Genomic DNA, 25,690 nt, shown 5'->3' with positions numbered 1-25,690 from the left:
GTCACTTGCCTTCCACATCGAAACCGCGCCGGATCGCGCCGGGCGCGTTGTCGACGCGCTCACGCTTGACCTTCTCCGACGAACTCAACTGCCACGGCACGCTCGTGACCATCACACCGGGCTGGAACAGCAGCCGGCTCTTCAGACGCAGCGCACTCTGGTTGTGCAGCAACTGCTCCCACCAGTGACCCACGACGTACTCGGGGATGAACACCGTCACGACGTCGCGCGGCGAATCCCGTCTGACCCGGCGCACGTAGTCGAGCACGGGCTTGGTGATCTCGCGGTACGGCGACTCGATCACCTTGAGTGGCACCGTGATGTCGCTGTTCTCCCACTCCCGGACCAAGGCCCGCGTGTCGGGCTCGTCGACGTTGACCGTGACGGCCTCGAGCGTGTCCGGGCGCGTGGCCCGCGCGTAGGCGAGGGCACGCATCGTCGGCATGTGCATCTTCGACACGAGCACGATCGAGTGGGTCCGGCTCGGCAGCACGCCGTCCCATTCCTGCTCGTCGAGCTCGTCCGCGACGCTGTCGTAGTGGCGCCGGATCGACTTCATCAGGATGAAGATCGCGATCATCGCGACTATCGCGATCCACGCACCGGCCGCGAACTTGGTGAGCAGCACGATGACCAGCACCGCACCGGTCATCGCGAGACCGATCGAGTTGATCACCCGGGAGCGCTTCATGCGGCTGCGCTGCGCCGGATCGGTCTCGGCCTTCAGGTGTCGGGTCCAGTGCCGGATCATGCCGGTCTGGCTCAGCACGAACGAGACGAACACGCCGACGATGTAGAGCTGGATCAGTTTGGTGACCTCGGCTCCGAACACCACGACGAACGCGATCGCCGCACCCGAGAGGAACAGGATGCCGTTGCTGAATGCGAGGCGGTCGCCGCGGGTGTGCAGCTGGCGCGGCAGGTAGCGGTCCTGTGCCAGGACCGACCCGAGCACCGGGAATCCGTTGAACGCGGTGTTCGCGGCGAGCACCAGGATGAGCGCCGTCACCGTTGCAATGAAGTAGAAGCCGACCGGGAAGCCGGAGAAGACCGCCTCGGCGAGCTGCGCGATGAGAGTCTTCTGCTGGTAGCCCTCGGGGGCACCGTCCAACTGCATCGCCGGATCGTGCGCGTACACGACACCGATCTTCTGGGCGAGGATGATGATGCCCATCAGCAGCGTGATGGCGAAGGTACCGAGCAGCAGCAACGTCGTGGCGGCGTTGCGCGACTTCGGCTTCCGGAATGCGGGCACACCGTTGCTGATCGCCTCGACGCCGGTCAGCGCCGCGCATCCGGACGAGAAGGCGCGTGCGATGAGGAACGCGAAGGCGATGCCGTGCAGCTGCGCATCCTCCGCATTGAGCGTGAACCCGGCGGACTCGGCCTGGACGTTGTCACCGAGGACATAGATACGAATGAAGCCCCACGCGAGCATCACGATCATTCCGACAATGAACGCGTAGGTCGGGATCGCGAACGCGCTACCGGATTCCCGGATGCCGCGCAGGTTCATGGCGGTCAGCAACACGATCGCCGCGATCGCGAACAGCACCTTGTGCTCGGCGACGAACGGTACCGCCGACCCGATGTTCGACGCGGCCGAGGAGATCGACACCGCGACGGTGAGGACGTAGTCGACCATCAGCGCGCTACCGACGGTCAGGCCGGCATTGGGCCCCAGGTTGACGGTCGCGACCTCGTAGTCGCCGCCGCCGGACGGGTACGCGTGCACGTTCTGCCGGTAGCTGGCGACGACGACCGCCATCACGAGAGCGACCGCCAGACCGATCCACGGTGCGAAGGCGTATGCGGAAAGGCCCGCCACCGACAGCACGAGATAAATCTCTTCCGGCGCGTACGCCACCGACGACATCGCGTCCGACGCGAAAACGGGTAGCGCGATTCGCTTGGGCAGGAGCGTGTGTCCGAGCTTGTCGCTTCGGAACGGTCGGCCCAGAATCAGCCGCTTCGCAGCGGTGGAAACCTTCGACACCGCCAAAGCGTAAGCCGTCGGGGCGCCGATTCGTCAGCGGGGCAGCCTGCACTGTGTTTTTCCGGATGTCGGCCCGCACCGGGAGGTGGGCCGTGCGGCGGCAGATGCTTGCTCTTCCGTGTGGGCGCTGTACGGTTCGATTCGATGCCGGCGGCACACCGTCGGCCGCTGAGCAATGAACGGAGTGGACGGGTGTACGTAGTCGTCATGGGATGTGGCCGAGTCGGCTCGTCCCTCGCTACAGCACTGAGCCGGATCGGCCACGAGGTGGCCGTCATCGACCGCGACGCGAGCTCGTTCCTCCGCCTCGGCCCGGACTTCACCGGCAAGACCGTCGTCGGCATGGGCTTCGACCGGGACGTGCTGGTTCGGGCGGGGATCGAGCGCGCCGAGGCCTTCGCGGCCGTGTCGTCCGGCGACAACTCGAACATCATCTCCGCGCGCGTCGCCCGGGAGACGTTCGGTGTCGAGCGGGTGGTCGCACGCATCTACGACGCCAAGCGTGCCGCCGTCTACGAGCGCCTCGGCATCCCGACCATTGCGACCGTGCCGTGGACCACCGATCGCTTCATGCTCGCCCTTCAACAGGACGACCAGATTTCGAAGTGGCGCGATCCGTCGGGCACGGTGGTCGTCACCGAGCTGTCGCTGCACGAGGACTGGGTGGGCCGCAGCATCACTGAACTCGAGGAAGCGACGTCGTCGCGGGTGTCGTTCATCATCCGATTCGGGACCGGAATTCTCCCGGACCGCAAGACCGTGATCCAGTCCCAGGACCTGGTGTACGTCGCTGCAGTGTCCGGGACCGTCGCCGAGGCCGTCGCGCTGGCGGGCAACCCGCCCCCGTCCGACGACTGACATCGCACCGGTCATGACCCCCTTCTCGATCGACTACCCGATTGGATGCCTCCGATGAGAGTGGCCATCGCAGGAGCCGGCGCCGTAGGCCGCTCCATCGCCCGTGAACTCGTCCGCAGCGACCACCACGTCATGCTGCTCGAGCGCAAACTCGAACACGTCGAACCCGACACGATCCCCCAGGCCGAGTGGGTGCATGCCGACGCGTGCGAGCTGAGCCTGCTCGAGGCGGCAAACCTCGAGACCTACGACGTCGTGATCGCCGCGACCGGCGACGACAAGGCCAACATCGTGGTGAGCCTGCTCGCGAAGACCGAATTCGGAGTGGGTCGAGTCGTGGCCCGCGTCAACGATCCCCGCAACGAGTGGCTGTTCGACGAGTCCTGGGGCGTGGACGTCGCGGTGTCGACACCCCGCATGCTGGCCTCGCTCGTCGAGGAGGCGGTGACGGTCGGTGACCTGGTCCGCCTGATGACCTTCCGCCAGGGTCAGGCGAATCTCGTCGAGATCACGCTGCCGGACGACACAGCTCTCGCAGGGAAGCCCGTCCGCAAGATCCAGCTGCCGCGTGACGCAGCGCTCGTGACGATCATTCGCGGGGGCCGGGTCATCGTCCCCCAGCCGGACGACCCGGTCGAGGGTGGCGACGAGCTGCTGTTCGTCGCAGCGGTCGAGGTCGAGGACGAACTACGCGCCGCGATCAACATCTGATTCGGACCGGTCACCGTCCCCCGCACCCTCGATCTGCTCGAGGTCGGTGGGGGCCGGGGCCGGCTCGACGACCCGATCGGCACGCCGGACGGCCCAGATCGTCACGAGCAACACCAGTCCGGTGAGCGGCCACCCCATACCGATGCGGGCCACCGCGAGCCACCCGGTCTGGTCGGCGTCGTAGAGCTGGGACTGGACCAGGTAGCGGGCGCCGAACACCAACGCCCACGCGACCGTCGCGATGTCGTAGGCGCGCACCGCACCCTTGTGGGCCCGCCACGCATTCTTGTGGCCGTTCAGATAGCCCCAGACGACACCGACCAGCGGCCACCGGACGAGGATCGACACCACGAAGACCGCTGCGTACAGCAGGCTCGTGTAGATGCCGAACAGGAAGTAGCCCTTCGCGTCACCGGTGCGATAGGCGATGAAGGCACAGACGCCGACGCCGAGGAACCCGGAGATCGCCGGCTGGATGGGGCCACGGCGGATGATGCGCCACACCAGGATGGCCGCAGCCACGCCCAGGGCGATCCACACGGCCGGTCCCAGTCCCCAGAGGCTGTTCGCCGGCACGAAGGCAATGATCGGCAGCGTCGAGTAGACCAGCCCACTCAGTCCACCGAGCTGTTCGAGGATCGTCTGCTGCTTCGATTCGGTCACTCGACGAGATTGCCATACTCCGACGGCGAGCCGTCAAGGCCGACCCGATCAGCCGTCACGACGGTACCGACCGAGTCACCGATCACGAATCGCCGCGGAGCTCGTAGTACGGATTGAAGATGACCTTCTGGCCACCGCGGTCACCGATGCGCCCACGCACCATCAGCGTCTTCCCGGGCTCGATGCCGGGAATCCGACGGCGTCCGATCCAGACCAGCGTGACCGGATCGGTTCCGTCGAAGAACTCGGCCTGAACCGACGCGTTGGCGGACTTGGGACAGGCTTCGACACTGCGGAGGCGGCCGAACATCGTGACCTCCTCACCGCGCGAGCAGTCACAGGCGCGGGTGGCGCCCGATGCCTGCGCGGTTTCAACCATCTCCTCGGCGTCCAGCTGCTCGAGATCTTCGGTGAGTCGGCGAGTCAGCCGGCGAAAGTAATCTGCCGCGGCGGGGGCCATAGCGCGCTCCTGGACAAACGGCGGCGCAGGTCTTGCGCCGCACGAAAAGGCTTTGTGCGAGGGCCCAAGTCGGGCCCCACTCGGGTTTCTGATCGCCACTGTAACCCCAAAGTGACCTGACAACCACAGCCGCGTGGCACTGGTCGGGACGCGGCAGTGCAAGATCGACTCATGCAGCAACGTACGTGGCCCGCAGTGGCCGTCGTCCTCCCCGGCACCGGGTCCGACGCGGACTTCGCCGATCGTGCCTTCCGGTCTGCATTGACGCAGGTGGGCGTGCGGACGACAGCCGTCGAGCCGGACCCGCGACGGGTCGTCGGCAGTTATCGCGACGCGATGGACCGAGCCGCGGACGCGCACGGCCGGATCCTCGTCGGCGGCGTGTCGATCGGTGCCGCCGTCGCACTCGAGTGGGCCGCCGCGAACCCCGATCGCGTCGAGGCGGTGCTCGCGGCGCTGCCCGCGTGGACGGGTTCGCCCGAGCACGCGCCCGCGGCCGCCAGCGCCACCTTCACCGCATCGCAGTTGCGTGCCCACGGACTGGACGCGGTGACGGCGGAGATGACCGCGTCGAGCCCACCGTGGCTCTCCGACGAACTGGCACGCTCCTGGCGTGCGCAGTGGCCTCATCTGCCGTCGGCGCTCGAGGAGGCCGCGAGCTACCACGGGCCGGACGCGGCGACGCTGGCCGGCATTCAGGCCCCCGTCGGTATCGCCGCGGCCGTCGACGACGCCGTCCACCCCTTCACGGTCGCCAAGGAGTGGGCCGCGACGCTACCGAAGGCACAGGTGTCCGAACTCACACTCGACGAGATCGGACATGACCCCGGCGTCCTCGGTCGAGCGTGCCTGAGCGCGCTCGACCGGATCGCCTGACGGGTCGCCCGGCCTAGAGACCGAGCTGCTGCATGGCCGAGCCCGACTCGCCGCGACGCGGCGGCTCGGACCCGTTCCCCGACGGCCCCTGCTGCGGCTGGGACGGCGGCGCCTGCTGAGCCTGCTGAGCGGCCTGCTGCTGAGCGGCGATCTGCTCCTGCACCGCCTGCTGCTGCGCGGCGAGCTGCTGCTGTTGCGCGGCCACGAGCTGCTCGACGAGCGCCGGCGGCAGCACCACCGGAAGCGGGGTCCGCACCGGGTGCGGGTCGCTGCCGCGATTGACGACCGTCTCGCTCAGGACGGCGCGGGCGGTCTCGACCAGCGGTGACCCCGCCGCGACGTTGCCCGACGGTCCCGCGACGACGCAGCGGATCATCCAGCGGGGACCGTCCACACCGATGAATCGCAGGTCAGCGTTCGGGGTGACTCCGATGACCTCCCGGCCCCACGGCCCGGTCTCGATGCTCACCTCCGCGTTGTCACCGCGCAGCGATTCGGCCAGCTCCGACGCCACCTCGCGCCACTGGCCCGGAGACTTGGGGGCGGCGTACGCCGACACGGTCACCCGGCCGAACTGGGTCACCAGGTGCACGGCCTGCGGGGCGCCCTCCGGCGACATCTCGACCTGGAGCTGGGCACCGTCGGGCATCGGCAGCAGCACCGAACCGAGGTCCAGCCGGGTCGCCGCCGGCTCCTCCCCTTCGGCGAGCTCGCTCATGTCGAACGGCCCACCCTCGACCTCCCCGGCGGGAATGTCGAAGTCGTCCTCGTCGACGACTTCGTCGGTGTCGACCTCGACGAACTCCGTCTCCTCGACGGGAGCCTCGTCCTTCTTCTTACGACGTCCGAACATGCGATCAGGCCCCTTCCCTCGGCAGCCTCGTCAACTCGTGCGGGCGGCCTTCCGTACCAACGAAATCCTGATCGGCATTGTGCGTCACGAGACTGGCGTGACCCCCACTGGATCCGTAACCACCTGCGCCACGGACAGTTTCGTCGAGCGAGTCGACCTCGACGAAGTCGACGAGCTCGACCCGCTGGACCACCAGCTGCGCGATGCGGTCGCCGCGGCGCAGTTCGATCGGGGTCTCGAGGTCGTGGTTGATCAGGCAGACCTTGATCTCGCCGCGGTAGCCGGCATCGATCGTGCCGGGGGTGTTCACGACGGACAGGCCGGTCTTGGCGGCCAGTCCGGAACGCGGGTGGATCAGACCGACCGTGCCGATCGGCAGGGCGATCGCGATACCGGTGCCGACGAGAACCCGGCGTCCGGGCTCGATCGTGACATCGGTGGTAGTGCAGAGGTCGACGCCGGCGTCACCGTCGTGGGCCCGCTGCGGCAGCGGAATACCGGGGTCCAGTCGCTTCAGCGCGACGGCAGGAAGATCGCTCACGTGCACCGAGACTACTCTGGAATGCGTGTCCGAATCGTCTCAGCCCGCAGCGACCTCGCCCGACAGCACCCGAGTGCCGATCTATTCGGAGCGCCTGTGGGTTCCGCTCTGGTGGTGGCCCGCCGGATTGCTCATCGCCGGCCTGCTCGCCGCGGAGATCCACATGGGTTCCCCGGGTATCCGCGCCTGGCTTCCGTACGTCCTGTTGTTCCCGTTCCCGGTGTGGGCCCTGTTGTGGGTGTCACGGCACCGGGTCGAGGTGTTCGACGGACCGAACGCCGAGCTCAGGGTCGGCCGGGCCCATCTGCCACTGTCCGTCATCTCGCGCACGGCAGCGATTCCGCCGTCGGCGAAGAGCGCCGCACTGGGTCGTCAGCTCGATCCAGCGGCTTTCGTTCAGAATCGGTCGTGGGTGAAGGACACCGTCCTGATCGTGCTCGACGATCCCGAAGACCCCACGCCGTACTGGTTGGTCAGCACGAGGCGGCCAGCCGAACTGCTGGCCGCCATCGGCCGAGGGACCGCCCCGAAGGGCTGATCCGTTTCTGCCCAGCCGGGTCAGGCGGCGCAATCCATGCAGATCATGACGCCGTTCTCCTCGCTGGCGAGGCGGCTGCGGTGGTGAACCAGGAAGCAGCTCGAGCAGGTGAACTCGTCCGCCTGCTTGGGCACCACCCGCACCGACAGTTCCTCGCCGGAAAGGTCCGCTCCGGGGAGTTCGAACGACTCCGCGGTGTCGGACTCGTCCACGTCGACGACCGCCGACTGCGCCTCGTTACGTCGTGCCTTCAGTTCTTCGAGCGAATCCTCGGAAACCTCGTCGGTTTCCGATCGCCTCGGTGCGTCGTAGTCGGTTGCCATTTCCTCTTCCCCTCGTCCTCTTGCGTGTATCCCCGGTGCCCGGGCCGCCGAAACCCCTCGGTTACGGCGATCCATGGGAAACCGTCAGTGATGTAGATCCATTCCTGTGGCTGTAACAACGCCGTAGGTGGCCCGGAAGTGCCCGAAACACCCTCCGGAAAACATGACCTACACCTCACTTTCGATTCCCTTCGGACCCTGTCGAAATCGTGTGTTCTCACGACTGGGGCCGCCAGACAATAGCCGACGCGTCAGGAAAAGTGGCAACCGAACCGGACACAGTCGGAAACTGTCCGCCAATCGTCACCAACCACACAGCAAGCCGAGACATTCCTCGACGGGCATGTGCGGGACGGTGACAGGGCAGCGATCTACAGTTGGCATCGGAACGGCGGCGGGCACGCGCACGTGGCCGGAACCACACCAACTCTTTTCCAGCGGATCACCGCCGCACGCCCGGCAACGGAGAGGTCGACACACCGTGGTTTCACTGATCACCGATGGCAAATCGACCGACGAGCAAGGCCGGCCCTTCCGCCGCCGCCGCGCCGTCCCGGTGATCGCCCTGATCTCCGTCCTGGCGCTGCTCGGGATCGTGCTGTGGACGCGCATCCTCACCGAGCCCGAGGTCTACGCGACCACCGTGGACTGCAATCCGCCGGTGAAGCCGAAGGCTCCCGACGCCCCCGCTCCGCAACCGCTCGGCCAGAAGGTGGGCCGCAGCACCCTCCTCGACGTCGAGCCCGCGCCGCTGTCGGCGACCCAAATCCGCGTGTTCAACGCGAACGGCGAACGCGGGCAGGCGGCCGATGTCGCGAACGAACTGCGCGACTACGGCTTCGCGAGCGCACCCGACGTCCAGGTCGGCAACGACCCGGTCTACGTCGACCAGAACCTGCAGTGCCACGGCCAGATCCGTTTCGGACCGAACGGGCTGTCCGCCGCCAGCGCGCTGTGGCTGGTGGCGCCCTGCGCCGAACTCATCCAGGACGGCCGGACCGACGACACCGTCGACCTCGCGCTGGGCACCTACTTCGCGAAGAGCATCACGCCCAACGCGGACGCCGAAGAGGTCCTCAACGCGCTCAAGGACCCCGTTCCGGGGACTACCCCGGCGCCCCTCGACCCCGGCCTGCTGAGCGCCGCCCGCACTGCGCGCTGCTGAGCGCGCGGTCGGTTCTCACGGAACCGGGTCGAACACACCCGCGGCCCGGAACACGGCATCGAGTTCGTCGGCGATTCCCGGTGCCATCGCGATCACGACCTCTCCTGCGGCACTGCGCGTGTCGGGCGCGGGCAGGTGCACGCGAGCGCCTGCCTCCGTCGCGATGAGCGCGCCCGCCGCCCAGTCCCACGGATTGAGGCCGTGCTCGAAATGCGCGTCCACTCGCCCCGATGCGACCATGCACAGGTCCAGCGCCGCCGAACCGACCCGTCGGATGTCCCGCACGTGCGGCAGCAATTCGCCGATGAGCCGTCCCTGCGCGCGGCGACGCTGTGCGCTGTAGCCGAAGCCGGTCGCGAGCAGCGTGAAGGACGCGTCGGTCACCGGATTGCACGACAGCACACCGGTGTTGCCCTCCGCGTCGGTGAAGCCGGCGCCGCCGCCCTGGACGGCCGAGTAGGTGACGCCCGCGGCGACGTCGACGACTGCCCCCGCGACCGAGACACCGTCGATCTGGGCGGCCACCGAGACCGAGTAGGCGGGGATCCCGTACAGGAAGTTCACGGTTCCGTCGATCGGATCGACGATCCAGCGGATCCCCGCGACGCCGGCCTCCCCGCCACCCTCCTCGCCCAGCACGGCGTCGTGCGGACGTAATCCGGCCAGCCGAGCCCGGATGAGGTGCTCGGCCTCCGTGTCGACGACGGTCACCGGGTCGGTTGGGGTGCTCTTGGCCTGCACGGACCCGCCGTCCGCGGCGTGCACCTCGGCACCCATGACTCCGAACACCTCCGGGCGCCGCGCCCGAACGAGGGCGGCGGCCGCTTCCGCGACGGTGACCGCGATGTCGCGGAGCACACGCGGGTCGGTGGAGGTGGAAGGGTCGGAGGCGGGGATGTCAGTGGCGCGCATGTGTGTATCGCACCACAACCGGACGACCCCACACCACCGGTATCGCAAAGCTGAGCGGCCCGAAACCCACTACTGTTTCGGCGCAGGCGGTCATCTCGTGGAAGGAGCCGATTGTGGGTGCACTCGGATTCGGTGTGGACGTCGGCGGCAGCGGCGTCAAAGGTGCCATCGTCGACCTCGACACCGGTGAACTCGTCGTGGATCGGATCAAGATCGAGACGCCACGCCCCGCGACTCCCGACGCGATCGCAGCGACAGTCGCGGAGATCGTCTCCCAGGCGGAGTGGGAGGGCCCGGTCGGCATCACGCTCCCGAGTGTGGTCACGTCGGGAATCGCGCGCACCGCCGCGAACATCGACAAGTCGTGGATCGGGACCGACGCCCGGGCGGCGTTCTCGCAGGCCCTCGGCGGCCGGGACGTCACCGTTCTCAACGACGCCGACGCCGCGGGACTGGCCGAGGACCGCTACGGGGCGGGCAAGGACGTCGACGGCGTCGTCGTGCTGCTCACGTTCGGCACGGGGATCGGGTCCGCGGTCATCCACAACGGCGTCCTGCTCCCGAACACCGAGTTCGGGCACATGGAGGTCGACGCCATGGAGGCCGAGCACCGGGCGGCGTCGTCGGTGAAGGACACGAAGGGCCTGTCGTACAAGGAGTGGGCGGCCGAGGTGACGAAAGTCCTGTGCCGCTTCGAGGATCTGCTGTGGCCCGACCTGTTCATCGCGGGCGGCGGAATCAGCCGCAAGCACGAGAAATGGATTCCCCGACTGGAGAACCGCACCCCGGTCGTTCCCGCAGCACTGCTCAACACCGCGGGCATCGTCGGCGCCGCCCTGTGCGCCACGAAGCGGCAGGAAACGGGCATCGCTCCGTAACAATTTCGAAGCTGTCGTTACAATGGATGGCGGCCGACTGTGAGTCGGCGAAAACCCGACAGACCTCTCCGCCGGAAATCCACTCTGGCGTGACGCCGCACGACACCGTCACGAAAGGGCGTACGTGGCAGCCACCGATACGCGTCAGACCGCCGATTCCACACCCGAGTCAGCGACCGCTGCACCCACTGCCGAGGCGACTACCGGTAGCGCGCCCGCCGCCAAGAAGGCCCCTGCGAAGAAGGCCGCCGCCAAGAAGGCACCCGCCAAGAAGGCCGTGGCCAAGAAGGCACCGGCGAAGAAGGCCGCCGCCAAGAAGACGGCCGCGAAGAAGACCACCAAGAAGGCCACCACCAAGGCGGCCAAGGCCGGCGATGACATCGGCGAGGACGAAGACATCGACATGGCCGATCTCGACGTCGCGGACGGCGACCTCGTCGAAGAGGAAGTCGTCGTCGAGGAGGTCGAGGAGGACGAGGAGGAGACCGCCGAGCCGTCCGAGAAGGACAAGGCGTCGGGCGACTTCGTCTGGGACGAAGAGGAGTCCGAGGCTCTCCGTCAGGCCCGCAAGGACGCTGAGCTCACCGCGTCCGCCGACTCGGTGCGCGCGTACCTCAAGCAGATCGGCAAGGTCGCGCTCCTCAACGCCGAGGAGGAGGTCGAGCTCGCCAAGCGCATCGAAGCCGGCCTGTTCGCGACCTTCAAGATGACGGAGATGGCCGAGAAGGGCGAGAAGCCCTCCCCCGCCGATCGCCGGAACCTGAACTGGATCACTCGCGACGGCAACCGCGCCAAGAACCACCTCCTCGAGGCCAATCTCCGCCTCGTCGTCTCGCTCGCCAAGCGCTACACCGGCCGCGGCATGGCGTTCCTGGACCTGATCCAGGAAGGCAACCTGGGCCTCATCCGCGCGGTCGAGAAGTTCGACTACACCAAGGGCTACAAGTTCTCGACGTACGCCACGTGGTGGATCCGCCAGGCGATCACTCGCGCGATGGCCGACCAGGCCCGCACCATCCGTATCCCGGTCCACATGGTCGAGGTCATCAACAAGCTGGGTCGTATCCAGCGTGAGCTGCTGCAGGACCTGGGCCGCGAGCCCACCCCGGAGGAGCTCGCGAAGGAAATGGACATCACGCCGGAGAAGGTGCTGGAGATCCAGCAGTACGCGCGTGAGCCCATCTCCCTCGACCAGACGATCGGCGACGAGGGCGACAGCCAGCTCGGCGACTTCATCGAGGACTCCGAGGCCGTCGTGGCCGTGGACGCCGTGAGCTTCACTCTGCTGCAGGATCAGCTGCAGTCGGTGCTCGAGACGCTGTCCGAGCGCGAAGCCGGCGTCGTGCGTCTGCGCTTCGGTCTGACCGACGGCCAGCCGCGCACTTTAGACGAAATCGGCCAGGTCTACGGCGTCACGCGCGAGCGTATCCGCCAGATCGAATCGAAGACGATGTCCAAGCTGCGTCACCCGTCGCGTTCGCAGGTGCTGCGCGACTACCTGGACTAACACGGTCCAGCACTACCTGAACTGCATACGACCGGCCGGTCCGGTCAGCTGGTGAGGAAGGGGTCCTTCGGGGCCCCTTCCTCATTTGGTCGGGACCGCTGGAACAGCCGGACGAGCGGTTCGGCGACGCGGGCCCCGACCGGGCCCAGCACGGCCATCAGCAGCACGTACGCGGTGGCCAGCGCCGCGAGCTCGCCTTCGACGGCACCGGCGGAGACGGCCAGTCCGGCGATGACGATCGAGAACTCTCCGCGCGCGATGAGCGCGGCTCCCGCGCGGGCGCGGCCCATCAGACCCATACCCTGCCGGCCCGCGGCCCACCATCCCGTGAGCACCTTGGTGGCTGTCGTGACGACCGCCAGCGCGATCGCCGGCAGCAGCACCGGCGGGATGGTCGTCGGATCGGTGTTGAGCCCGAAGACTACGAAGAACATCGCGGCGAACAGGTCGCGCAGCGGCTCGAGCATCCGCGTCGCGTTCCGGGCGGTGGAGCCGGAGATCGCGATGCCCAGCAGGAACGCGCCCACCGCCGCGGAGACCTGCAGCGACGAGGCGAGGCCGGCGACCAACAGCGCCGCCCCGAGCAGCTTCAGCAGGAACACCTCGCGGTCGGTGCTGTCGACGATCGCCGAGACGACGCTGCCGTAGCGCAGTGCGACGACGAGCACGACGGTGATGACGGCGAACGAGATCGCGACGGCCTGGAGCCCACCGAGGAAGCTCACTCCCGCGAGGACGGCGGTGAGGATCGGCAGGTACACCGCCATCGCGAGATCCTCGAACACCAGGATCGACAGGATCACCGGCGTTTCGCGGTTACCCAGGCGGCCGAGGTCGCCGAGCACCTTCGCGATGATGCCGGACGACGAGATGTACGTCACGCCGCCGAGCGTGAGCGCGCCCACCGGACCCCACCCGAGCATGAGCGCCATGATCGCGCCCGGCGCCGCGTTGAGCACGATGTCGACGACGCCCGCGAACCACGACCGTCGCAGGCCCGTGACGAGTTCGGACGCCGTGTACTCCAGGCCGAGCAGCAACAGCAGCAGGACGACGCCGATCTCGCTCGCGAGGTGGCTGAACTCTCCGATGTCGCCGAGCTGGAAGATGCCGCCCTTGCCGAAGCAGAGGCCACCGATCAGATACAGCGGGATCGGTGACATGCCGATGCGTCCGGCAAGTCGGCCGAGCACGCCGAGCGCGAAGAAGACAGCGCCGAGTTCGACGAGTGCCAGTGCAGTGCCGGTCATCGTCACGTATTCGCCGGGCGGGGATCAGCCGTGGGCAAGGATCTTGGCGGCGTGGTCGAGGCCTTCCTGGGTCCCGACCGCGACCAGGAGATCGCCCTCGGTGAAGGTGAAGTCCGGATTGGGTGAGGCGGCGACCTGCCCGGCTCGCATCACGGCGACCACCGAGACGCCGGTGCGGGTGCGCAGCGCGGTCTCACCGAGTGTGCGGCCGTCCCACGGCGAATTCTCGGTGATCGGAAGCTGGCGGGTACTGATCCCGGGCAGATCCCGGTGTTCCTCCTGCAGCTGCGCGACGAGTTGCGGCGCGCCCAGGAGATTCGCGAGCACCGACGCCTCGTCCGACTCGAGCGGAATCGACGCCATGCAGGCGTCGGGATCGTCGAGCTTGGAGACGATGAGATCGGTGCGTCCGTCGCGGTGGGTGACCACCCCGATACGTCGACCCGTCGCGAGTGCGAAGTCCTTGCGGACTCCGATACCCGGCAGCGGCGTCACTTCCACGTTCATGGGTCAACGGTAGCGCCACGTACCGACGGACGACCACGAAGCTCCGCCGCTCGCGCTCGTCGTGTCACGCGATCGGTGGAAACGACCCGCTCGCGTCCGGCAGGTACTCGGTCACCTCGACGACGGCCGCCGCCGGCAACGGGCCGTACAGATGCGGGAACAGCATCGATGCAGGGTCCGACGGGACGCCCGGCTCCCACCGGACCTCGGCACCGAGACTGCGCGGGTCGAGGCGCAGCAGCACGAGGTCGCGGCGGCCCGCGAACAGCCGGTTGGCGGGCAGATGAACCTGTTCGGGCGTGGACAGATGCACGAAGCCGTCGGCGGCGAACCCGTCCGGGACGCGCTGCCCATCGCGCTGCGCAATCGCCCACTCGTCGCGGGTGCACATGTGCACCAACACCTGCTCGGCGTCCGTCATCGATGCTCCTTTCGGCCGCGCGTCACCCCCGAACCCTAGGCCGACGCTCAGCTGTCAGCGAACGCCGAACCGCCCCGGAGCGCATTGTCCGAGCTCAGGGTGGTCGGTGTTAGAGAGGACACACCGAAGGTCCATCGGGAACAACCCGATCAAGTCGAACGTCTGACAGAGTGGACCTACCGCGTCACCCCCGACGCGGCGGAAGACCCCAGGCAGTGGGTGCAAGCCCACAGCCAGTTCGGAGGAGTCATGCCCGGAACACTGACCAGCCCCCCGTTGACCGCTGCCGACCGGTGCGACCGGTGCAGCGCAGGAGCCCGCGTGCGCGCCGTGCTCGCGAGCGGAGGAGAGCTTCTCTTCTGCCAGCATCACGCCAACGAGCATGCGGATCGTCTTCGTGAGATGAACGCGACCATCGTGAGCGACTCCGAATCATCTGCGGCGACAATCTGACGCGTCAGCCCTCCGGGCGGACACACATCCGTCCACCGTTTCCGAAGCGGGTGACCACCACGGTGGTCACCCGCTTCGGCGTTTCCGGACCACTCCGAGCACGCGATCGGCTGCCAGCGGGGGCTACCACTGTCGCAGCGTCGCGATCCGGTCGGTGAGCTGCTCGACGGTGGCGATCGCCGTCGGCGGACCACCGCAGGTGCGGCGCAGCTCGCCGTGGATGACGCCGTGCGGCTTGCCGGTGCGATGGTGGTGCATCGCGACGAGGGAGTTGAGTTCGCGGCGAAGATTCGCCAGCTGGCCGGCTGCAGCGACGCGCTCGGTGACCACCTGCGGCGCGGGCGCGGGCACGGGTTCCGGCTCGGCTCCGCCCTTGTCGAGCTGCTTCTGTTGCCGCTGGCGCAGCAGGGCACGCATCTGTTCGGCGTCGAGCAGCCCGGGCAGGCCGAGGTAGTCGGCCTCCTCGTCGGAGCCGGAGAACGTCGCGGTCCCGAAGGACGAGCCGTCGTAGATCACCTGGTCGAGCTCGGCGTCCGCGCCGAGCGAGGTGAACGCCTTCTCCTCCTCGCCGGGCTCGTCCTTCTGCTTGTTCGCGTCGGCGAGAAGGTCGTCGTCGAGCCCGTCCTTCTCGCGGTGCGGCTTGCCGAGGATGTGGTCGCGCTGCGCCTCGAGCTGGCTCGCGAGGTCGAGCAGGACGGGCACCGACGGCAGGAACACGCTCGCCGTCTCCCCCTTGGTCCGCGAACGCACGAAACGCCCGATCGCCTGCGCGAAGAACAGCGGGGTCGACGCGCTCGTGGCGTAGACGCCGACGGCGAGCCTGGGCACGTCGACGCCCTCGGACACCATGCGCACCGCGACCATCCAGGCCTGATTGCTCTTGGAGAACTCGGCGATCCGCTTCGACGCGGTGGGGTCGTCGGAGAGGATCAGCGCGGGCGCCTCACCGGTGATCGCCTGAAGTTGCTTGGCGTAGGCCCGGGCCACGGTCTGGTCGGTCGCGATGACGAGTCCGCCGGCGTCCGGCATGCCGCCGTTGCGCAGCTGGCCCAGACGGGTGTTCGCCGCCGTGAGCACCGATGGGATCCAGTCGCCCGCGGGATCGAGGGCGGTGCGCCACGCCCGGGCCGTCTGCTCGGCGCTGAGCGGCTCACCGAGCCGGGCGGAGAACTCCTCACCGGCGCTGTTGCGCCACCGTGCCTCGCCCGAGTACGCGAGGAACACGACGGGCCGGACGACGCCGTCGGCGAGCGCGTCGGAGTAGCCGTAGGTGTGATCGGCCTTCGACCGCTGGTGCCCCTCGTTGTCCGGTTCGTATGTCACGAACGGAATGGGGCTGTCGTCGCTGCGGAACGGCGTACCGGTCAGCGCCAGGCGGCGGGTGGCGTCGCCGTACGCCTCACGGATCGCGTCGCCCCAGCTCTTGGCGTCGCCGCCGTGGTGGATCTCGTCGAGGATGACCAGCGTGCGACGCGCCTCGGTGCGGGCGCGGTGCTTGAACGGGTGCGACGCGATCTGGGCGTACGTGACGACCACGCCGTGGTAGTCCGACGACGTCTGCCCCGTCGAGTTGGAGAAGTTCGAGTCGAGCGCGATGCCGTTGCGCGCCGCCGACTCGGCCCACTGGTGCTTGAGGTGCTCGGTCGGAGCAACCACGGTGACCTGGTCCACCGTGCGGTCCTGCAACAGCTCGTACGCAACGCGCAGTGCGAACGTGGTCTTGCCGGCACCAGGCGTCGCGACGGCCAGGAAGTCCCGCGGCTTGGTCGCCAGGTACTTGGTCAGCGCACGGCGCTGCCACGCTCGGAGGGAGCCGGTGGGAGCAGGTGCACGTTCGACACTTCCGGGTTCAGCGCTCACATCGCACCTCGCCACAGGCTTCGCACAGTCGGTCCCACTCCTTGCTTCGCTGACGGGGCACTCGGCCGCTCGAATCCGGCACCATCTCCGGCGACGACCCCCGAGGAGCCTAGCGCCCGGGACCGACCGGCTCCGCATCAGCCGCGGACACGCCGGGGTGTCCTGGGCCGACCGCCCGCCCGAGTGCGAGACGCCCGTGATGGCAGAATCGGTCGCGACACGGCGGGCGCCCCACCGCGCGTCCCGGCGCATCGTCAGGAATCCTGGAAGAACCATGAGTAAGACGCCGACCGTCACGAGAGCCCGCCCGTTCCGCCGGTGCGGGCAGGTGATCGGCCGCACGGCGGTCAAGGCATGGAACGACTCGATCTTCGGGAAATCGGCCACCGCGGCGTTCTGGCAGACGTTGTCGCTGCCGCCGCTGCTGCTCGGGCTGCTCGGCAGTCTCGGCTACGTCGGCGGATGGTTCGGCCCGAACACCGTGGAGATCATCCAGTCGAAGATCATCACCTTCAGCCACACCGCGTTCAGCGAGAACGTCGTCGACCAGATCATCCAGCCGACCGTGAGCGACGTCCTCGGACGGGGGCGACCCGAGATCGTGTCTGCCGGCTTCCTGTTGTCGCTGTGGGCGGGGTCGTCGGCGATCTCGACGTTCGTGGACTCGATCGTCGAGGCGCACGGCCAGAAGGATGCCCGCCACCCGGTGTGGCAGCGGGTCTTCGCGCTCCTGCTCTACGTCACTTTCCTCGTGCTCGCGGTGTTCACGCTCCCGCTGGTCGCACTGGGTCCGACGATGATCGGACGGGCGCTGCCGGAGTCCTGGCACACGATCGGGACCGAGATGATCGACGCCTTCTACTACCCCGCCGTCGGCCTGTTGCTCATCGTCGGCCTGACCACGCTGTACAAGGCGGCGCTGCCCAAGTCGCTGCCGTGGCACCGTCTGCTGGGCGGGGCGCTGGTCGCCGGCGTCTTCTTCATGGCGGCCAGCACTGTTCTGCGCTGGTACCTGAGCTGGGTGACCGGCACCGGCTATACCTACGGCGCGCTGGCCACACCGATCGCGTTCCTGCTGTTCACGTTCTTCCTCGGATTCGCGATCGTGCTCGGTGCCGAGTTCAACGCGACCATCCAGGAGTTCTGGCCGGCCCGCGCCACCCGCATCGAACAGGTCCGCGACTGGATCGCCGCGCAGGCGGCGGTCGATGCGTCCGAGGACGCGGGACCGATGACGAGCCTCACACGCCGGTTGGCGACCGGACCGATCCGCTTCACGTCTGATCGGTCACAGTCGGCGAACGACGACTGGGACGACGAGGTGGACGCGTGCGAGTGCACCACGTCCACCGACGGAGACGAAGACCGCCCGGTTCAGTCGCCCTTGCGCAACCCGTCGTAGACCTTCTTGCACTCCGGGCACACCGGCGAGCCGGGCTTCGCGGACCGCGTGACCGGGAAGACCTCGCCGCACAGCGCGACGACGTGGGTGCCCATCACGGCACTCTCCGCGATCTTGTTCTTTTTCACATAGTGGAAGAACTTGGGTGTGTCGTCGTCGGTGGTCTCGTCGGTGGTGGTGTCGGGGCGTTCCTTGGTCAAAGTGCTCACAGGTCAATGATGCCGCACACGCGTGTGCATTTGCCGCTCGAGAGTGCAACAGTGGACCTATGGCAAGAACATCGGGGTTCGGCGAGCATGCCGAGAGCGGTACGCCCCGCAACCCGGCACTGATCACCGAGGCAGCACAGTCGATCGACGATCAGCACCGGGCGCGTGTCAGGAAGTACCTGACCATCATGTCGTTCCGAGTCCCGGCGCTGGTTCTCGCGGCGATCGCGTACGCAGCGTTCAGCAACGCCTGGATCTCGGTGGGCATCATCGCCCTGTCCATTCCGCTGCCGTGGATCGCCGTGCTCATCGCGAACGACCGGCCGCCGCGGTCGAAGGACGAGCCCAGCAGGTACGACCACCGCGACGCCGCCCGCCAGCTCGAAGCCCAGCAGCACCGCACCATCGAGGAGTGACCCGCGCCGCAGGTGATCCGGCGCCGAAGGCTGCAACAATGCTGGGGTGAATCGAGATCTCCTGCTGTCCGTCTGTGGCCCGCTGCGCGAGGCGCTCATCCGCGCCCAGTACGACATCGACTCGATCGTCGACCTGCTCGGCGTCGATGCGCACGCCGCGCTCGGACGGCACGAGCCCGTTCCGGCCCGTCGGGCGACCGAGAACGGCGGGGATCTCGGCTGGTTGATCCGCCTGTTCCTGTTGGGCGACGACTGCCCCGCCGGCGAGATCGCGGCGGCACTGAAGCCCGTGAGCCTCGACGACGCCGTCGCCGCCGGCTTGCTCTTGCGCACCGGTGACACGGTGCGCGCCGAAATCGACCTCCGCCCCCTCGACCTCGGCACCGGCAACCGGTGGGTCGTATCCGACCTCGACGGTTCGATGCGTCCGCGCGCCACCGCCGACGACCATGTCATCGGTGTCGGGCAGGCGTCGCTGTCGCTGCTGCGCGGCACGCCGACGCGCCCCGTCGGCACGGTCCTCGACGTCGGCACCGGCTGCGGCGTCCAGGCGATCCGCGCCGCCGACTACGCGGGCAAGGTCACGGTGACCGACATCAACCCGCGCGCACTGATGCTGACCGCGGCCACCGCGGCGCTCAACGGACTCGACTTCGAGATCCTCGACGGCTCGTGGTTCGAACCGGTCGAGGGACGCCGGTTCGACCAGGTGGTGGCCAATCCCCCGTTCGTCGTCGGCGAGGCCCGCGTCACGAACAGCTACCGGGACTCCGGGCTCGACCTGGACGGTGCCAGCCAGTTGATGATCTCCAACTCCGCCGACTACCTGAATCCGGGCGGGACGGCGGCGCTGCTCGCGTCGTGGCTGCACGTCGAGGGCGAGGACTGGCGTCACCGGGTGGCGTCGTGGCTGGCCGGCGCACGGCATCGACGCGTGGATCGTCCAACGGGACGTCGCCGATCCCGCGCTGTACGTCGGGACGTGGCTGCGGGACGGCGGCGCCGACCCCCGTGATCCGGCCACCTCGGCCCGCGCGCACGCGTGGCTCGATCACCTCGAGCAGGCCGAGGTCGAGGGCGTCGGGTTCGGGTTCGTGTACCTGCGGCGGACGGACGCACCGTCGGACATCCTGTGCGAGGACCTGCGCCACGGCTTCGACGATCCGCTGGGCGACGAGGCGCTGGACTACTTCGAGCGCCTGGCCTGGCTGCGCGAGCACGACGTGCTGTCGGCGCGGTTCACGGTGCGCCCGGAGACCGCGCTGGAGCGGGTGTACCTGCCGGGCGAGGACGGCTGGCGTCAGGTGGTGGCGCGGGTGCACCGCGGCGACGGGCCGCAGTGGCAGCACGAGGTCGACGACCTCGCCGCGGCGCTGCTCGCGGGAATGCGCGAGGACGGGTTGCCGTTGGAAGAACTCGTCACGCTCCTCGCGTTCGCGCACGACGAGGACGAGGATGCGCTCGCGGCGACAGCAGTGCCCCTGGTCCATTCGTTGATGCGCCACGGTTTGATCGCACCGATTTGAGGCGTGTTCCCGTTTCGCGGCTTCTCAGGAACTTCTCAGGGGTGCCGACGGGAATCCGCAGGTCACGGACCATCGGGTCGAAACAACTCGGGAACTTTCCCGGGTCGTCGGAGCGTTGAGGCATATGAGACACCCCGACGAGGAGGCCCGTCATGACAAGCCCCAGCACTACTCGACCCCGCACCGCCGACTCCGATCTGGATGGCCAGAGCCCGGCTGCGGATCTCGTTCGCGTCTACCTGAACGGGATCGGCCGCACCGCCCTGCTGACCGCAGCTGACGAGGTGGATCTGGCGCGGCGGATCGAGGCTGGGCTGTACGCGGCTCACGTGCTGGAGACGAAGAAGCGTCTCTCGGCCGTGAAGAAGCGCGACCTCGCGACGATCGTCCGCGACGGCGAGGCCGCGAGGCGTCACCTCCTCGAGGCCAACCTGCGCCTCGTGGTGTCGCTGGCCAAGCGCTACACCGGGCGCGGTATGCCGCTGCTGGATCTCATCCAGGAGGGCAACCTCGGCCTGATCCGCGCGATGGAGAAGTTCGATTACGCGAAGGGCTTCAAGTTCTCGACCTACGCGACGTGGTGGATCCGTCAGGCCATCACCCGCGGCATGGCGGACCAGAGCCGCACGATCCGGCTGCCCGTCCACCTCGTCGAGCAGGTCAACAAGCTGGCCCGGATCAAGCGCGAACTGCATCAGCAGTTGGGCCGCGAGGCGACCGACGAGGAGCTGTCGCAGGAGTCGGGCATCCCGGAGCACAAGATCGCGGATCTGCTGGACCACAGCCGTGATCCGGTGAGTCTGGACATGCCCGTGGGCAACGACGAGGAAGCTCCGCTCGGCGACTTCATCGAGGACTCGGAGGCCACTTCGGCGGAGAACGCCGTCATCGCGGGTCTGCTGCACAGCGACGTGCGCAGCGTGCTCGCGACGCTCGACGAGCGCGAGCAGCAGGTGATCCGCCTGCGCTACGGGCTCGACGACGGTCAGCCGCGCACCCTCGATCAGATCGGCAAGCTGTTCGGTCTCTCGCGCGAGCGCGTCCGCCAGATCGAACGCGAGGTCATGGGCAAGCTCCGTCAGGGCGAGCGCGCCGACCGCCTGCGCGCGTACGCCAGCTGACGAACGCCCCCCGGCCCCCGGCCGGAAGCGGATTCCTCCCCCTCGGGATCCGCTTCCGGCCGGGTTTTCGTCTTTCGGGACCCGATCTGCCGTGGTCACCACTCCCGGAGCCGCCGCGGCCCCAGGTCGGCCATGCTCGGCTCCGGTCCGATCCGCACCCGAGCGTCGGTGATCTGCGCCCCTTCCGACGACGCCAGGACCGGCTCGCACGCGAGGTTGCGCACCTCGGGCAGGTCGTCGGCCAGCGCCGACACCCTCTGTACCAGGTCGACGAGGGCCTTCTTGTTGACCGGGACCGCGCTGCGGTATCCGGACAGCAGTGGGGCCGCCTTCGGCGCGTCGATCAGCTCGGCCGCCTCGTCCTCGGTCAGCGGCAACACCCGGTAGGCCCGGTCGCCGAGTAGGTCCGAGATCACCCCGGCCAGGCCGAAGGAGATCAGCGAACCGAACGACGGGTCGTCCTGGACTCCGACGACACACCCGATGCCCTTGGTCGCCATCTTCTGCACGTGCAGCAGCGGCTCCCCCGAAGCGGCGGCCAGGTCGCGGTAGGCGACGCGCACCGCGTCGGGTCCGAGCAGGTCGAGGCGGACCCCACTGAGATCGGGTCGGTGCCGCCACGACTCGCCGGTCGCCTTCACCGCCACCGGATAGCCCAGCTCGTTCGCGGCCTCGACGGCCTCCTCCTCGGTGGTGGCCGCGCGGAACTCGACGACATGGACTCCGTAGCACTCGAGCAGCTGCGCCGCCTCGAAGTCCGAGAGCCAGCGCCCGTTCGACTCACCCAGCCAACCTTCGACGAGCTGTCGCGCCCGATCCGGGTCGATTCCGTTGGGACGCACCACCTTCGACACCGGACGCCCGCGCCACGCCGCGTACCGCCAGGCACGCGCGAGGGCCAGCGCGGCGCGTTCCGGTCCCGGGAACGACGGCACCGACCCGCGCGTGGGATGCCCGTCGGGCCCGCGCACCGCCAGGACGTCGGGGATGCCCTCGGTCGCGAGGAACGTCGTCAGGATCGGCTTGTCGGCGTCGAGCACCGCCTCCCGCAGGGCCTGCGCGTACGGTTCGACGGGGACGGCGACCGGCGGCGCGAACACCGCGATCACGGCGTCCACGTCGAACGATGCGAGCGCGGTCGACACCGCGTCCGCGAACACCTCGGGGGTCGCCTGCGCCCCGAGATCGACCGGCTCCCCCACCTGCAGCCCCTCGCGGCGCGCCGCGTCGGCGGCCAGCACGCCGAGGGCGGTCGAGTTGCCGACCACCGCCACGCGCGGACCGGCCGGCAGCGGCTGGTACCCGAACAGCATCGCGCAGTCGAAGAGCTGCGAGATCGACCCGACCTGCACCACGCCGGCCTGCTCGAACAGTGCGCGCACGATCGAGTCGTCCATCTCGACTCCGGTCGCGGCGAGCGCCGGCGGCACCGCGTGTCGACCGCTCTTGACGGCGACGATCGGCTTGTTGCGGGCCACGCGCCGGGCGATGCGGGAGAACTTGCGGGGATTGCCGAAACTCTCGAGGTAGAGCAGGACGACCTCGGTGTCCGGGTCGGTGTCCCAGTACTGGAGCAGGTCGTTGCCGGACACGTCGGCGCGGTTACCGGCGGAGACGAACGTCGACAGCCCCAGCTTGCGCTTCGCGGCCTGGTCGAGAATCGCGATGCCGAGCGCGCCCGACTGGCAGAAGAACCCCACCTTGCCGGGCGTCGGCAGTACCGGAGCCAGGGTGGCGTTGAGCGACACGGCGACGTCGTTGTTCGCGACACCGAGCGCGTTGGGGCCGATGAGCCGCATCCCGTGCGCGCGGGCCGCGTGGACGAGACGGCGCTCGGAATCGCGGCCGTGCGGGCCCGTCTCGCTGAATCCGGCGGACACCACGACCAGCGCCTTGACGCCCTTGGCGAGGCAGTCGTCGAGAACCGCGTCGATCGACTCGGCCGGCACCGCGACCACCGCGAGGTCGACGTCGTCGGGGATGTCCCGCACGGTGGAGTAGGCGCGCACACCGCGAACCGAGCGGTGCTCCGCGTTGACCGGGTACACCGGCCCGGAGAAGTTGCCGCGCAGCAGGTTCACCAGGACCGCGTTGCCGACCTTGGAGCTGTCGGTAGACGCGCCGATCACCGCGACCGAACGCGGGCTGAGCACGTTGCGCACGCTGCGCGCCTCCGCCGCCCGCTCCCGCGAATTCCGAACGGTCAGAAGCGCCTCGGTGGGATCGATCGCGAACTCCAGCCGGAGCACGCCGCCGTCGAAGCTGCGGCTGACCTGGTACCCGGCCTCCCGGAACACCGACACCATGTTGCGGTTCTCGGCGAGCACCTCGGCGACGAACATGTTCAGCCCGTTCTCGGCGGCCGCGCCGGCGAGATGCTCGAGCAGGATCGGCCCCAGACCCCGGCCCTGGTGCGCGTCGGCGACGACGAATGCGACCTCGGCCGACCGCCCGTCCCCGACGTCGAGAAGTCGCTCGTACCGTCCGACAGCGATGATCTCGTCACCGAGGACGGCCACGAACGCGACCCGATTGCGGTGGTCGACAGTGGTGAAGTTGACGATGTCGCGCTTCGACATCGTCGGGTAGGGGCCGAAGTAGCGCAGGTAGCGCGTGCGCTCGGACAGCTTGCCGTGGAACGCGACGAGTTTCTCGGCGTCCTCCGGCACGATCGGCCTCAGGTGCACGACCCCACCGTCGGAGGCGAGCACGTCGGCGAGCCAGTGGCGCGGGAAGTTACGCGCGCGATCGAGATCGGCTTCCTTCGAGCTGCCGTCAGTCACGGGGGTCCTCCGGATCGAGTCCGAGCAGTGGGAACGTGGCGCGGCGGGTCGCGATGATCGCCGAGTCGATCCGGGTCAACGCCCGATCCATCGACGCGACCCCGGTCTCCGGCGTGCCGCCGGGGCCGTCCCACGGCAGGTACGACGTGTCGCCGCCCTCCCCCATCGTCGTCGGGAGATCGACGCTGGGAGCGATACTGTGTGCCTTCTCACGCCACGGCTCGGGTGTTGCAGTGGCGGGGTCGATCTCGCGATCGAGGGCTGTCGCGATCAAGTGCGTCCACGACCGCGGCACCACCCGTACCAGCCCGTACCCGCCGCCACCGACGGCGAGCCAGCGGCCCTCCGCGTACCGGTCCGCGAGGTCGCGCATCGCCAGGTATGCCGCACGCTGTCCGTCGACGGTGAGCGCGAGGTCGGCGAGAGGGTCCTCGCGATGGTTGTCGGCACCGCACTGGCTGACGACGATCTGCGGACGGAACGCCGCGACGGCGGCGGGCACCACCGCGTGGAATCCCCTCAGCCACAAGGCATCGGACGTACCGGGGAGCACCGGGAGGTTGACCGCTGTGCCCTCGGCGGCACCGGCGCCGACCTCGCTCGACCATCCGGTGTTCGGCCAGAGCGTCGCCGGATGCTGGTGGATCGAGATCGTCAGTACGCGTGGGTCACCGATGAAGGCGTGCTGCACACCGTCGCCGTGGTGGGCGTCGATGTCGATGTAGGCGATGCGGTCGAATCCGTTGTCGAGCAACCAGGAGATCGCGATCGCGGCGTCGTTGTAGACACAGAAGCCCGAAGCCCAGTCCGCCATCGCGTGGTGCATCCCGCCACCGATGCTGACGGCACGGCGCGCCCGACCGGACGCGATCTCCTTTGCCGCGGCGAGGGTGCCCCCGGCGAGGATCGCGCTGGCCTCGTGCATGCGCGGGAACACCGGGTTGTCGTCGGTTCCCAGTCCGTGTCGGGTCTCGATCTCGGGCGACAGGCCGCTGCCCGGTCCGTCACTCGGCGTGGAGCCGGCGCGCTTGACCGCGTCGATGTAGGCCGGGGTGTGGATCCGGAGCAGCTCGGCGTCGGGCGCCGCGTCGGGCCGGATCAGTTCCGCGCCCTCGACGAGCCCGAGTCCCCGTGCGAGGTCCATGGTCAGCTCGAGCCGGGTGGGGTTCATCGGGTGCTGCGGACTCCACCGGTAGCTGAGATAGTCCGGGCTCCACACCACGACGTGTTCGGTTCCGGAAGCTCGGGTGCCCGGGGCGGGACCTGTCGGCGCGGTCATGGACTCAAGTTACTTCCCACGGGGCACCCGGCGCGAGGCGCCGCGGTGTGGCTGCCGCGAGGCGCCGCGGTGTGGCTGTCGCGGGGCGCCACGGCGTGGTTGTCGCGGGGCGGTCGTCCGGGCGGTCGGGGCCCGAACGCGCGCGAGCGCGGACCGGAACCTGGAATGCGGTTTGCCCGGTA

The 25,690-nt window shown here is 68.7% G+C and carries 25 protein-coding genes and 1 pseudogene; 12 read left to right on the top strand and 14 right to left on the bottom strand.

Annotated features, from left to right (window positions below; translation table 11 throughout):
- Position 1: 1 nt before the first annotated feature.
- The gene (locus ACQ5DX_RS08465) at positions 2 to 1,996 is read right to left on the bottom strand and encodes an APC family permease (protein WP_430332208.1); all 1,995 of its coding nucleotides are present in this window, start codon (positions 1,994 to 1,996) and stop codon (positions 2 to 4) included.
- A 192-nt stretch (positions 1,997 to 2,188) separates the two neighbouring features.
- Between ACQ5DX_RS08465 and ACQ5DX_RS08460 the strand changes: the two genes are divergently transcribed.
- Together ACQ5DX_RS08460 and ACQ5DX_RS08455 are read left to right on the top strand one after the other, a co-directional pair.
- A complete protein-coding gene (locus ACQ5DX_RS08460; RefSeq protein WP_430332207.1) occupies positions 2,189 to 2,854 on the top strand; it encodes a potassium channel family protein in 666 nt (221 codons plus the stop codon).
- Positions 2,855 to 2,908: 54 nt separating this feature from the next.
- Entirely contained in the window at positions 2,909 to 3,565 is a 657-nt protein-coding gene (locus ACQ5DX_RS08455; RefSeq protein WP_430332206.1) for a potassium channel family protein, read from the top strand.
- Here the strand turns inward: ACQ5DX_RS08455 and ACQ5DX_RS08450 are convergent.
- Both ACQ5DX_RS08450 and ACQ5DX_RS08445 read right to left on the bottom strand, forming a co-directional pair.
- Positions 3,542 to 4,228, bottom strand: coding sequence for a DUF3159 domain-containing protein (locus ACQ5DX_RS08450; RefSeq protein ID WP_430332205.1), 687 nt, complete (start codon positions 4,226 to 4,228; stop codon positions 3,542 to 3,544). The genes ACQ5DX_RS08455 and ACQ5DX_RS08450 overlap by 24 nt on opposite strands.
- An 82-nt stretch (positions 4,229 to 4,310) precedes the next feature.
- Complete coding sequence (locus tag ACQ5DX_RS08445) at positions 4,311 to 4,688, bottom strand: OB-fold nucleic acid binding domain-containing protein (RefSeq protein ID WP_430332204.1); 378 nt, start codon at positions 4,686 to 4,688, stop codon at positions 4,311 to 4,313.
- A 171-nt stretch (positions 4,689 to 4,859) separates the two neighbouring features.
- On the opposite strand from ACQ5DX_RS08445, the gene ACQ5DX_RS08440 reads away from it, so the two are divergent.
- A complete protein-coding gene (locus tag ACQ5DX_RS08440) occupies positions 4,860 to 5,564 on the top strand; it encodes an alpha/beta fold hydrolase (protein WP_430332203.1) in 705 nt (234 codons plus the stop codon).
- A gap of 13 nt (positions 5,565 to 5,577) precedes the next feature.
- On the opposite strand, the gene ACQ5DX_RS08435 is transcribed toward ACQ5DX_RS08440, so the two are convergent.
- Complete coding sequence (locus tag ACQ5DX_RS08435; protein ID WP_430332202.1) at positions 5,578 to 6,417, bottom strand: DUF3710 domain-containing protein; 840 nt, start codon at positions 6,415 to 6,417, stop codon at positions 5,578 to 5,580.
- 4 nt (positions 6,418 to 6,421) lie between these two features.
- Entirely contained in the window at positions 6,422 to 6,964 is a 543-nt protein-coding gene (gene dut, locus ACQ5DX_RS08430) for a dUTP diphosphatase (protein ID WP_430332201.1), read from the bottom strand.
- 19 nt (positions 6,965 to 6,983) lie between these two features.
- Here dut and ACQ5DX_RS08425 point away from each other — a divergent pair, with 19 nt between their 5' ends.
- Positions 6,984 to 7,496, top strand: coding sequence for a DUF3093 domain-containing protein (locus ACQ5DX_RS08425; protein WP_430332200.1), 513 nt, complete (start codon positions 6,984 to 6,986; stop codon positions 7,494 to 7,496).
- Between the two features lie 20 nt (positions 7,497 to 7,516).
- Here the strand turns inward: ACQ5DX_RS08425 and ACQ5DX_RS08420 are convergent, their stop codons facing one another.
- Positions 7,517 to 7,819, bottom strand: a complete 303-nt coding sequence (locus tag ACQ5DX_RS08420) for a DUF4193 domain-containing protein (RefSeq protein ID WP_031939713.1) — start codon at positions 7,817 to 7,819, stop codon at positions 7,517 to 7,519.
- A gap of 481 nt (positions 7,820 to 8,300) precedes the next feature.
- Between ACQ5DX_RS08420 and cei the strand changes: the two genes are divergently transcribed.
- Positions 8,301 to 8,984 (top strand): envelope integrity protein Cei, encoded by a 684-nt coding sequence (gene cei / locus ACQ5DX_RS08415; protein ID WP_430332199.1) that lies wholly within the window; start codon positions 8,301 to 8,303, stop codon positions 8,982 to 8,984.
- A 15-nt stretch (positions 8,985 to 8,999) separates the two neighbouring features.
- On the opposite strand, the gene ACQ5DX_RS08410 is transcribed toward cei, so the two are convergent.
- Positions 9,000 to 9,896, bottom strand: a complete 897-nt coding sequence (locus tag ACQ5DX_RS08410) for an inositol monophosphatase family protein (RefSeq protein ID WP_430332198.1) — start codon at positions 9,894 to 9,896, stop codon at positions 9,000 to 9,002.
- A 113-nt stretch (positions 9,897 to 10,009) separates the two neighbouring features.
- Between ACQ5DX_RS08410 and ppgK the strand changes: the two genes are divergently transcribed.
- Both ppgK and ACQ5DX_RS08400 read left to right on the top strand, forming a co-directional pair.
- The gene (gene ppgK / locus ACQ5DX_RS08405) at positions 10,010 to 10,774 is read left to right on the top strand and encodes a polyphosphate--glucose phosphotransferase (RefSeq protein WP_430332197.1); all 765 of its coding nucleotides are present in this window, start codon (positions 10,010 to 10,012) and stop codon (positions 10,772 to 10,774) included.
- Positions 10,775 to 10,898: 124 nt separating this feature from the next.
- A complete protein-coding gene (locus ACQ5DX_RS08400; protein ID WP_430332196.1) occupies positions 10,899 to 12,281 on the top strand; it encodes an RNA polymerase sigma factor in 1,383 nt (460 codons plus the stop codon).
- Positions 12,282 to 12,325: 44 nt separating this feature from the next.
- On the opposite strand, the gene ACQ5DX_RS08395 is transcribed toward ACQ5DX_RS08400, so the two are convergent.
- The 3 genes from ACQ5DX_RS08395 to ACQ5DX_RS08385 form a co-directional block, all read right to left on the bottom strand.
- Positions 12,326 to 13,531 (bottom strand): cation:proton antiporter, encoded by a 1,206-nt coding sequence (locus ACQ5DX_RS08395; protein ID WP_430332195.1) that lies wholly within the window; start codon positions 13,529 to 13,531, stop codon positions 12,326 to 12,328.
- A 24-nt stretch (positions 13,532 to 13,555) separates the two neighbouring features.
- Positions 13,556 to 14,038, bottom strand: a complete 483-nt coding sequence (locus tag ACQ5DX_RS08390) for a cation:proton antiporter regulatory subunit (protein WP_430332194.1) — start codon at positions 14,036 to 14,038, stop codon at positions 13,556 to 13,558.
- Between the two features lie 64 nt (positions 14,039 to 14,102).
- The gene (locus tag ACQ5DX_RS08385; RefSeq protein ID WP_430332193.1) at positions 14,103 to 14,459 is read right to left on the bottom strand and encodes a DUF952 domain-containing protein; all 357 of its coding nucleotides are present in this window, start codon (positions 14,457 to 14,459) and stop codon (positions 14,103 to 14,105) included.
- A gap of 249 nt (positions 14,460 to 14,708) precedes the next feature.
- Between ACQ5DX_RS08385 and ACQ5DX_RS08380 the strand changes: the two genes are divergently transcribed.
- Entirely contained in the window at positions 14,709 to 14,912 is a 204-nt protein-coding gene (locus ACQ5DX_RS08380; RefSeq protein WP_430332192.1) for a DUF7455 domain-containing protein, read from the top strand.
- A gap of 123 nt (positions 14,913 to 15,035) precedes the next feature.
- Here ACQ5DX_RS08380 and ACQ5DX_RS08375 read toward each other — a convergent pair whose 3' ends face one another.
- On the bottom strand, positions 15,036 to 16,772 hold the full coding sequence (locus tag ACQ5DX_RS08375) for a DEAD/DEAH box helicase (protein ID WP_430332191.1): 1,737 nt from the start codon (positions 16,770 to 16,772) through the stop codon (positions 15,036 to 15,038).
- Positions 16,773 to 17,046: 274 nt separating this feature from the next.
- Between ACQ5DX_RS08375 and ACQ5DX_RS08370 the strand changes: the two genes are divergently transcribed.
- Positions 17,047 to 18,174, top strand: a complete 1,128-nt coding sequence (locus ACQ5DX_RS08370) for a YihY/virulence factor BrkB family protein (RefSeq protein WP_430332190.1) — start codon at positions 17,047 to 17,049, stop codon at positions 18,172 to 18,174.
- On the opposite strand, the gene ACQ5DX_RS08365 is transcribed toward ACQ5DX_RS08370, so the two are convergent.
- A complete protein-coding gene (locus tag ACQ5DX_RS08365; RefSeq protein ID WP_430332189.1) occupies positions 18,147 to 18,383 on the bottom strand; it encodes a DUF3039 domain-containing protein in 237 nt (78 codons plus the stop codon). The genes ACQ5DX_RS08370 and ACQ5DX_RS08365 overlap by 28 nt on opposite strands.
- A gap of 59 nt (positions 18,384 to 18,442) precedes the next feature.
- On the opposite strand from ACQ5DX_RS08365, the gene ACQ5DX_RS08360 reads away from it, so the two are divergent.
- From ACQ5DX_RS08360 to ACQ5DX_RS08350, 3 genes and pseudogenes are all read left to right on the top strand, one after another.
- Entirely contained in the window at positions 18,443 to 18,799 is a 357-nt protein-coding gene (locus ACQ5DX_RS08360) for a DUF3099 domain-containing protein (RefSeq protein WP_430332188.1), read from the top strand.
- 46 nt (positions 18,800 to 18,845) lie between these two features.
- Positions 18,846 to 20,325: pseudogene (locus tag ACQ5DX_RS08355) on the top strand (DUF7059 domain-containing protein).
- Between the two features lie 152 nt (positions 20,326 to 20,477).
- Positions 20,478 to 21,446, top strand: a complete 969-nt coding sequence (locus ACQ5DX_RS08350) for a sigma-70 family RNA polymerase sigma factor (protein WP_430332187.1) — start codon at positions 20,478 to 20,480, stop codon at positions 21,444 to 21,446.
- 95 nt (positions 21,447 to 21,541) lie between these two features.
- Here ACQ5DX_RS08350 and ACQ5DX_RS08345 read toward each other — a convergent pair whose 3' ends face one another.
- Together ACQ5DX_RS08345 and ACQ5DX_RS08340 are read right to left on the bottom strand one after the other, a co-directional pair.
- Complete coding sequence (locus ACQ5DX_RS08345; RefSeq protein ID WP_430332186.1) at positions 21,542 to 24,229, bottom strand: GNAT family N-acetyltransferase; 2,688 nt, start codon at positions 24,227 to 24,229, stop codon at positions 21,542 to 21,544.
- Positions 24,222 to 25,508 (bottom strand): acetoin utilization protein AcuC, encoded by a 1,287-nt coding sequence (locus ACQ5DX_RS08340; protein ID WP_430332185.1) that lies wholly within the window; start codon positions 25,506 to 25,508, stop codon positions 24,222 to 24,224. The genes ACQ5DX_RS08345 and ACQ5DX_RS08340 overlap by 8 nt, the downstream gene beginning before the upstream one ends.
- Positions 25,509 to 25,690: the final 182 nt, after the last annotated feature.

This window comes from Rhodococcus sp. ACT016, from assembly GCF_050477185.1.
Classification (GTDB): domain Bacteria; phylum Actinomycetota; class Actinomycetes; order Mycobacteriales; family Mycobacteriaceae; genus Prescottella.
Note: the sequence above shows the minus strand (reverse complement) of the source record. Positions and strands in the feature narration are given on the sequence as shown.